The organism is Microvirga sp. jy35, from assembly GCF_056148915.1.
In genome coordinates this window covers 36,772-45,048 of sequence record NZ_JBWBEW010000042.1, presented here as the reverse complement: position 1 = coordinate 45,048, position 8,277 = coordinate 36,772, and the positions used below count along the sequence as shown (strand labels likewise).

The window sequence follows — 8,277 nt, the reverse complement described above, 5'->3', positions numbered from 1 at the left end:
GCCCGATCCTCCGCTGAGAATGCCCGATCAGGGAATCACGATCCGTCGCTAATCACGAGGACTTTTTCAACGAAATCGGCACATCCTGGAAGTACGTCGAATTTCCGTAAAGGCGTGGTTAGCCGACTACTCGTATCACACGCAGAGAAGCGGAGCCGTGCTTCGATGTTGGGGCCAATGTTAGGGCCAAATCTGAGGCTTCGGAAATTTCTGGAGGAGTTTCAATGTCTTATCATGAAGTTATGGCGGAGAGGGGGAGATTCGAACTCCCGATACGGTTCCCCGTATGCCGCATTTCGAGTGCGGTGCATTCAACCACTCTGCCACCTCTCCGGGGTGCGAAGGCCTGGAGGCCCGCTGGTTGAGGCGGGGTGGATATCATGGGCTTGGCGGGTCTTCAAGCGCCAAAAGCAAGGTTTTTGATTGACAAGGACGGGGGGCGCCGGTAGGTAGGCGTCCTCTATGGGCGGGCACGAGTGCCTGCGCATATCCATGCGGCGGCTTGAGCCTGCCGTGAACCGAAGCCGGAAACTGCCAAAAAGCCAATCCGGCGGGTCTTTCCCCGCTGAGACTTGGGTTTGAACACGAGGATCAAGATGTTCGCAGTGATCAAGACCGGCGGCAAGCAGTATCGCGTTGCCGCCAACGACGTCATCACCGTCGCCACGCTCGCAGGCGAGCCGGGCACCGCCGTTACGTTCGACCAGGTTCTCATGGTCACGAACGACGGCAAGACCCAGGTGGGCGCCCCCCTCATGCAGGGCGTGACCGTGGCGGGCGAGGTGGTGGAACACACCCGCGGCGAGAAGGTCATCTCCTTCAAGAAGCGCCGTCGGCAGAATTCGCGCCGCAAGCGCGGGCATCGCCAGGACTACACCGTGGTGCGGATCACCGAGATCCGCGCGTAAGGTGAGGCGAGAGCCGCTCAGCGGCTCAAATTTGGTAGAACACAAGGCTGCGGCCGAAAAGGCTGCGCCGGCTCCGCCGAAAGGCAGGGCTCATTCAAGGAACACGGGAGTTACCCATGGCTCATAAAAAAGCAGGCGGTTCGTCTCGCAACGGTCGCGACTCGGCAGGCCGTCGTCTGGGCGTCAAGCGCTTCGGCGATCAGCAGGTTGTCGCCGGCAACATTATTATTCGTCAGCGCGGCACCAAATGGCATGCCGGCGCGAATGTCGGCATGGGCAAAGACCACACCCTCTTTGCCACGGCCAATGGCCGAGTCCGATTCCTGACGCGTCAAGGCCGAGCCTTTGTATCGGTCGTACCGGCCCAAGAGGCCGCAGAGTAAACGGCGAGAGCGAAACGAAGGAGCTCCCGCCGGCATCACACCGACCCGGCGGATGAAGAGCTCCAGACAGGCCCCATAAAGGCCAAGCTCCAATCCGAAACGACAGGGGAGGTGGGATGTCCACCTCCCCTTCGTGTTTTCCGGGCCAGGGAGGCCCATTCGGATCGGAGCAAGACGATGTTTCCCGACCTCACCCGTGACGATGTTTTCCGCCTCGAGACCCGCCGCCTGTGGCTGCGCTGGGCCCGTCTTGCGGATGTCCAAGCCATCGTACGCCTCGCCGGGGAGAAAACGGTCGCGGAGATGACGGCGCGAATTCCGCATCCGTACCATCCGGACGCCGCCGAGCGGTTCATCTACCAGTCCCGGCGGTCCAATGCGGACGGCCAGGGCCTGCAGCTCGCCATCACGCCGGTGGCTAAGCCCAACAGCCTCATCGGCATGGTGGGCATCGGGCCGGACCCGGACACGGGCAAGCCGAACCTGGGCTACTGGCTCGGCACCCCCTACTGGGGCAAGGGCTATGCCACGGAAGCCGTCCGCGCGATGATCGACGCCTTCTTCGCCTATGGCGAGGAGGATGAGATCACGGCCTGCGCTCGGGTGATCAATCCGGGGTCCCGGCGGGTGCTGGAGAAGTGCGGCTTTGCCTATCAGGGAGCCGGGCTCTCCGAGCTGCCCGCCCGGTGCGGCCTCTATCCGGTGGATCACTTCCGGCTCGACCGGCGCACCTGGGAGAGCCTGAAGAGCTGGGGTCATACCGGATTCGTGCGCGAGCCTCTCTCCGTGGAGGTCGAGGTGGAGCGGGAGATGTCTCTCGCCAGCTAGCATCGAAGTGCTCCCGAATGGGTTCGGGAGCACTTCTCTTTTGTCCGCGTTGCTCCCGCACGATCGACGTGGACGGCAGCATTTTAACCGCGAGAGCAGATCCGCTTTTGCGAAAAATGCTCCGGTCTCGTAAAGGATGCGGGTTATGAAATTCCTCGACCAAGCCAAGATCTATATTCGCTCCGGCAATGGCGGTGGCGGCGCCATCTCCTTTCGCCGTGAAAAATTCATCGAGTTCGGCGGGCCGGACGGCGGCGACGGCGGCCGCGGCGGCGACGTGTGGGCGGAATGCGTGGAGGGTCTCAACACCCTCATCGACTACCGCTACCAGCAGCATTTCAAGGCCAAGACCGGCGGCCACGGCATGGGCAAGAACCGGCATGGCGCCAAGGGGGCCGATGCGGTGCTGAAGGTTCCGGCCGGCACGGAAATCCTGGAGGAGGACGGCGAGACCGTCATCGCCGACATGACCCATGTGGGCCAGCGGGTCCTGCTGGCGAAGGGCGGCAATGGCGGCTTCGGCAATGCCTATTTCACCTCCTCGACCAACCGTGCGCCGCGCCGGGCCAATCCCGGTCAGGAAGGCATCGAGCGCACGCTCATCCTGCGCCTCAAGCTGATTGCGGATGCGGGCCTGGTCGGGCTTCCCAATGCCGGCAAGTCCACGTTCCTGGCAACGACCACGGCGGCCAAGCCGAAGATCGCCGATTACCCCTTCACCACGCTTCATCCCGGTCTCGGCGTGGTGCGCGCCTATAACCGCGAGTTCGTGCTGGCCGACATTCCCGGCCTGATCGAAGGCGCGTCGGAAGGCGTGGGACTCGGCGACCGATTCTTAAGCCACGTGGAGCGCTGCCGGGTACTGCTGCATCTGGTCGAAGGCACCAGCGAGAATGCGGGCGAGGCCTACAAGACCGTGCGCCACGAGATCGAGGCCTATGGCCATGGCCTGGACGAGAAGCCCGAGATCGTTGCCCTGTCCAAGGCGGATGCCCTCGACGAGGATACTCTGAAGGACCAGCTGAAGAAGCTGAAGAAGGCCAGCAAGCGGACGCCCTATGTGATCTCTTCCGCATCAGGCCAAGGCGTCCAGGAGGTGCTGCAGGCGCTCCTCGCCGTGATCGATCAGGCCAAAATCGAAGACGAGCCGGCTCAAACCCAGGACGAGTGGCATCCGTGAGACCGCAACTCAGCCAGTTCCGCCGCGTCGTCCTGAAAGTCGGCTCCGCGCTGCTTGTGGATCGCGGGAGGGGACGGCTGAACCATGCCTGGCTTGCGGCGCTCGCCGAGGACATTGCCGATCTCCATGCCAAGGGCGCCGACGTTCTCGTGGTCTCCTCCGGGGCCATCGCCATGGGCCGCACGGTGCTGGGGCTCCCGTCCGGGCCCTTGCGTCTGGAGGAGAGCCAGGCGGCCGCGGCCGTCGGACAGATCGCGCTCGCGCGCATCTGGTCGGAGGTGCTGGCCCATCACGGCATCACGGCAGGGCAGATCCTGGTGACGCTCGCGGATACCGAACAGCGGCGGCGTTACCTGAACGCCCGCGCAACGACCCTGAAGCTCCTGGAAATGCGCGCCGTTCCGGTGATCAACGAGAACGACACGGTTGCAACGTCCGAGATCCGCTACGGCGACAACGACCGGCTGGCGGCCCGGGTCGCCACCATGATCGGCGCCGACCTCCTGGTGCTGTTCTCAGACATCGATGGCCTCTATACGGCGCCGCCAGCCTCCGATCCGAAGGCCGAGCACATCCCGGTGGTCGAGCGCATCACGCCGGCCATCGAGGCCATGGCGGGCGGCGCGGCCTCCGAACTGTCGCGCGGCGGCATGCGCACCAAGATCGAGGCCGGCAAGATCGCCACGGCCGGCGGCACGCACATGATCATCGCCGACGGCCGCACGAAAAATCCCCTCAAGCGCGTGGCCGAGGACGGGCGCTGCACCTGGTTCCTCACGCCGTCCAATCCCGCCACCGCCCGCAAGACCTGGATCGCCGGAGCCCTTGAGCCGCGCGGCACGCTCACTGTGGACGACGGTGCGGCCCGTGCGCTCCAGAGCGGCGCGAGCCTGCTGCCGGTGGGCGTGCGCCGGGTTGAGGGCTCCTTCCATCGCGGCGACGCGGTGATCATCCGCAGCGAGGCCCGCGTGCTCGGCCGGGGGCTCGTGGCTTACGACGCGGAGGATGCGGTACGCATCCTCGGTCGTCCGAGCCGCGAGATCGAAGGCATCCTCGGCTATCCCGGCCGCACCGAGATGGTTCACCGGGACGACATGGCGCTGAGCGACTGATCCTCATCCAGGAGCCTCAGCAAGGTCTGCGCGTCCCCGGGCGCGGCGCTCTTGATGTCGTTGTCGAAATAGACATAGACGCTGCGCTCGTCCTTACGCCAATCGGCGATGCAACGGGTCCAGTCCTGCAGGGTCTCGGCCGAATAGCTGCCCGCATAGCGTCCATTGGTGCCGTGCGCGCGCACATAGACGAAATCCGCCGTAGCTTCCCAGGGCGCCGGCGCGTCCGCGTGGTCGGATATGCAGAGCGCCGCGTTGTGATCGCGTAAAATTCGGAAAGTGTCTTCCTCGTACCAGCTCGGATGTCGGAACTCGAAGGCGCAGCGCCGCCCTTGCGGCACGAGCGAAAGACAGCGCGCCACCCGCTCCCGCGTCTCCGCATCGGCCTTGAAGGTGGGCGGCAGCTGGAACAGGACCGGGCCGAACCTGTCGCCTAAGCCGTCCATCCGGCCGAAGATGAGGTCGATGCTCTCCTCGATCCCTTTCAGCCGCTTCATGTGGGTGATGAAGCGCGAGGCCTTCCAGGCGAACAGAAACCCCTTCGGCGTGGAATCGTGCCAGGCCCGAACGGCCTGCTCGGTGGGAAGCCGGTAAAAGGAGTTGTTGATCTCCGCCGTGTCGAAGCGCTGGACGTAGTAGGACAGGAAATCCTTGATCTTCAGACGCGCCGGGTAGAAAGGTCCGTGCCAGGACCGATAGTGCCAGCCCGAAGTTCCGATGCGGATCTCAGGCAAGGTGGAGCGGCTTGGCTCCGGAGCCACCTGCCGTGCTATGGGTTCCGAATGAGGCATTTCCCCTGAGGCCATCAGGGGCCGGGACTTGGACATGGACGACATTCGCGCCTTGATTTCAGAAGTGCTCGCCGACTATCTCAACGCGCCAGGTGCGGCTTCGGTTGGAGAGCCGGACGTTCCTGCTCTCATGCGCGAGCTTGGCCGCCGCGCACGGGTCGCCGCCCGGCGCGTGGCCCTGGCTTCCCCCGAGGACAAGAACACGGCCCTGCGGGCGATGGCCGGCTGCATCCGGGCGCAGGCGGATGCGATTCTCGCCGCGAATGAACAGGACCTGGCCGAGGCGAGGGCCAAGGGGCAGCCTGCCTCCTTCATCGACCGCCTCATGCTGAATGCCGAGCGTCTCGAAGCTATTGCAGCTGCGGTCGACAGCATCGCCGATCTTCCCGATCCCGTCGGGCGCGTGCTCGCCCGCTTCGAGCGCCCCAACGGCCTCCAGATCGAGCGCGTGGCGACGCCGCTGGGCGTCGTCGGCGTCATCTTCGAGAGCCGCCCCAACGTGACGGCGGATGCGGGCGCGCTGTGCCTCAAGGCCGGCAACGCCGCGATCCTGCGTACAGGCTCCGAGAGCTTCCGAACGTCGCTCGCTATCGCGCAGGCGATGGGGGCGGGGCTGGAGCAGGCCGGCCTGCCTTCTGACGCCATCCGCCTCGTCCCGACCCGCGACCGGGCGGCGGTGGGCGCCATGCTGTCGGGGCTCGACGGCCATATCGACGTGATCGTGCCGCGCGGGGGAAAGAGCCTCGTGGGGCGGGTGCAGGAGGAGGCCCGGGTGCCGGTCTTTGCGCATCTGGAGGGCATCTGCCATGTCTTCGTGCATGGCTCGGCCGATCTGGAGATGGCGAAGAACATCGTGCTGAACGCCAAGATGCGCCGCACGGGCGTTTGCGGTTCGGCCGAGACGCTGCTGGTGGACCGCGCCTGCGCCGAGACGCATCTGAGGCCTCTTGTTTCCATGCTGCTCGAAGCGGGCTGCGCCGTGCGCGGCGACGAGGCCGTGCAGGTGGTCGATCCCCGTGTGGTTCCCGCCACGGAAGAGGATTGGCGCACCGAGTACCTCGACGCCATCATCTCGGTCCGGGTCGTCGACGGTCTGGACGAGGCGATTGCCCATATCGAGACCCATGGCTCCCACCACACCGATTCCATCGTCGCGGACGACGAGGCCGCCGCCGGGCGCTTCCTGACGGAGGTGGATTCGGCCATCGTGCTCCACAATGCCTCGACCCAGTTCGCCGATGGCGGCGAGTTCGGCTTCGGGGCCGAGATCGGCATCGCCACCGGCCGGATGCACGCCCGCGGGCCCGTGGGGGTCGAGCAGCTAACCTCGTTCAAGTACCGCATCCGCGGCTCGGGCCAGACGCGCCCGTGAAGCTTAGCCCCTCCCGCTTCCGCATCGGGCCCTCGGGCCTGGCCCGTCTGCCGCGGGCCGCCCCCGGCATGCGGATCGGCCTCTATGGCGGGTCCTTCAATCCGGCCCATGCGGGGCACCGGCACGTGAGCCTCATGGCCCTCAAGCGGCTTCGCCTCGATCGGGTCTGGTGGATCGTCACGCCGGGCAATCCCCTGAAGGACACGGGCGAACTTGCCACCACGGCCATGCGGGTGGAGGAGGCCCGGCAGGTCGCCGAGGATCCCCGCATCGACGTGACCGCCTTCGAGGAGGAGATCGGCGCCCGCTACACCGTGGATACCCTGTCCTATCTCAAGCGGCGCTATCCGAATGTCCGGTTCGTCTGGATCATGGGGGCGGACAATCTGGCGAGCTTCCACCGCTGGCGGGGGTGGCGGCGCATCGCCCGCATGATGCCGGTCGCCATCATCGACCGACCCGGCTGGACCCTGAAGGCGGTCCGCTCCCGCAGCGCCACGGCTCTGTCGGGAGCCCGGATTGATGAGGCCGATGCCCGCGCTCTACTGGGCCTGAAGCCGCCCGCCTGGGTCTTCCTGCACGGGCCCCGGTCCCATCTGTCGTCCACCCAGCTGCGCCGGTTGCGACGAACTTCTCCCACCGAAGGACGTTGAAAAATGGGGCCTTCCCGCATTATCTTAAGGGTCGGCACCTCCGAGTGCTGATGAGAAAGGGTCTGAACCTGAACCGACTATCCTCCGTCGAAGCGGACATGAACCCGCTTCCTCCTCTCGCCGGAGCGGACGCTCCTGCCGCAGAGGACATCCGGGCCGCTGCCCTGGCCTCCCTCGAGGACATGAAGGCCGAGAACACGGTCGAGATCGACCTGGCCGGAAAAACCTCGCTTGCCGACACCATGATCGTGACCTCAGGCCGCTCCGACCGTCATGTCGGCGCGATCGCCGAGCGCGTCATCAAGGACCTCAAGGACAAGGGGTTCGGGAACGCGCGCGTCGAAGGCCTGCCGGCCTGCGATTGGGTGCTCATCGATGCCGGCGACGTGCTCATCCACGTTTTCCGTCCCGAGGTTCGCGGCTTCTACAACCTCGAGAAGATGTGGGGCGCCGACCGCCCGCAGGACCGCGCCAGCTAAAAGCATGATCCGGGCAAGTGGTCATCGGTTGCCCGATCAAGATCATGCGATGCTGACATGACAAGGCTTTTATCGTGCGACTGAGCTTGCTGGCCGTGGGCCGTCTCAAAAGCGGCCCCGAGCGGGAGCTGGTCGAGCGATACAGGCAACGGGTCGAGGGCATGGGCCGGGCTCTGGGTCTGGCCGGGCTCGACATGGTCGAGCTGCCGGAGAGCCGCGCGCGCCGGGACGACGACCGCCGGGCCGAGGAGGCCGCAAGCCTTCTGGAGAAAGCCGGTTCCTCCGTGCTGGTCGTCTTCGACGAGCGCGGCAAGAGTCCGTCGAGCGAGGCTTTCGCGGACCGAATCAGGCAGTGGCGGGATGAAGGCCGCGCGGGAATAGCCTGCGTCATCGGCGGGCCTGACGGCCTCGATCCCAAGCTCCGCCAGCGCGCCGAGCTCGTAGTTTCCTTCGGGGCGCTCACGATGCCGCACCAGATTGTGCGGGCGCTGGTGGCCGAACAGCTCTATAGGGCCCTGACAATCATCGCCGGTCACCCTTATCATCGCGCCGGCCACGATGATTCCTGATC

The 8,277-nt window shown here is 65.6% G+C and carries 10 protein-coding genes and 1 tRNA gene; 9 read left to right on the top strand and 2 right to left on the bottom strand.

Annotated features, from left to right (window positions below):
* Positions 1 to 243 precede the first annotated feature (243 nt).
* A tRNA-Ser gene (locus AC0QTX_RS22740) sits at positions 244 to 333 on the bottom strand.
* Between the two features lie 263 nt (positions 334 to 596).
* Between AC0QTX_RS22740 and rplU the strand changes: the two genes are divergently transcribed.
* From rplU to proB, 5 genes are all read left to right on the top strand, one after another.
* Entirely contained in the window at positions 597 to 908 is a 312-nt protein-coding gene (rplU, locus tag AC0QTX_RS22735; protein WP_036355934.1) for a 50S ribosomal protein L21, read from the top strand.
* 116 nt (positions 909 to 1,024) lie between these two features.
* Positions 1,025 to 1,291 (top strand): 50S ribosomal protein L27, encoded by a 267-nt coding sequence (gene rpmA / locus AC0QTX_RS22730; RefSeq protein WP_036355650.1) that lies wholly within the window; start codon positions 1,025 to 1,027, stop codon positions 1,289 to 1,291.
* 177 nt (positions 1,292 to 1,468) lie between these two features.
* On the top strand, positions 1,469 to 2,119 hold the full coding sequence (locus AC0QTX_RS22725; protein WP_474606090.1) for a GNAT family N-acetyltransferase: 651 nt from the start codon (positions 1,469 to 1,471) through the stop codon (positions 2,117 to 2,119).
* A gap of 145 nt (positions 2,120 to 2,264) precedes the next feature.
* A complete protein-coding gene (gene obgE / locus AC0QTX_RS22720; protein WP_474606089.1) occupies positions 2,265 to 3,299 on the top strand; it encodes a GTPase ObgE in 1,035 nt (344 codons plus the stop codon).
* Positions 3,296 to 4,411: a glutamate 5-kinase gene (gene proB / locus AC0QTX_RS22715; protein ID WP_474606088.1), complete on the top strand. Its 1,116-nt coding sequence runs from the start codon at positions 3,296 to 3,298 to the stop codon at positions 4,409 to 4,411. Before obgE ends, proB begins: the two co-directional genes overlap by 4 nt.
* Here proB and AC0QTX_RS22710 read toward each other — a convergent pair.
* Complete coding sequence (locus AC0QTX_RS22710) at positions 4,381 to 5,145, bottom strand: DUF72 domain-containing protein (protein WP_474606093.1); 765 nt, start codon at positions 5,143 to 5,145, stop codon at positions 4,381 to 4,383. The genes proB and AC0QTX_RS22710 overlap by 31 nt on opposite strands.
* A gap of 187 nt (positions 5,146 to 5,332) precedes the next feature.
* On the opposite strand from AC0QTX_RS22710, the gene AC0QTX_RS22705 reads away from it, so the two are divergent.
* The 4 genes from AC0QTX_RS22705 (at position 5,333) to rlmH (ending at position 8,275) form a co-directional block, all read left to right on the top strand.
* Entirely contained in the window at positions 5,333 to 6,574 is a 1,242-nt protein-coding gene (locus AC0QTX_RS22705; protein WP_474606092.1) for a glutamate-5-semialdehyde dehydrogenase, read from the top strand.
* Between the two features lie 68 nt (positions 6,575 to 6,642).
* Positions 6,643 to 7,227, top strand: coding sequence for a nicotinate-nucleotide adenylyltransferase (locus tag AC0QTX_RS22700; protein WP_474606091.1), 585 nt, complete (start codon positions 6,643 to 6,645; stop codon positions 7,225 to 7,227).
* A gap of 98 nt (positions 7,228 to 7,325) precedes the next feature.
* Positions 7,326 to 7,706 carry a ribosome silencing factor gene (gene rsfS, locus AC0QTX_RS22695; RefSeq protein WP_190846999.1) on the top strand — a complete coding sequence of 127 codons (381 nt, stop codon included), beginning with the start codon at positions 7,326 to 7,328 and terminating at the stop codon, positions 7,704 to 7,706.
* A 74-nt stretch (positions 7,707 to 7,780) separates the two neighbouring features.
* Complete coding sequence (rlmH, locus tag AC0QTX_RS22690; RefSeq protein WP_474606087.1) at positions 7,781 to 8,275, top strand: 23S rRNA (pseudouridine(1915)-N(3))-methyltransferase RlmH; 495 nt, start codon at positions 7,781 to 7,783, stop codon at positions 8,273 to 8,275.
* The last annotated feature ends 2 nt before the right edge of the window (positions 8,276 to 8,277 follow it).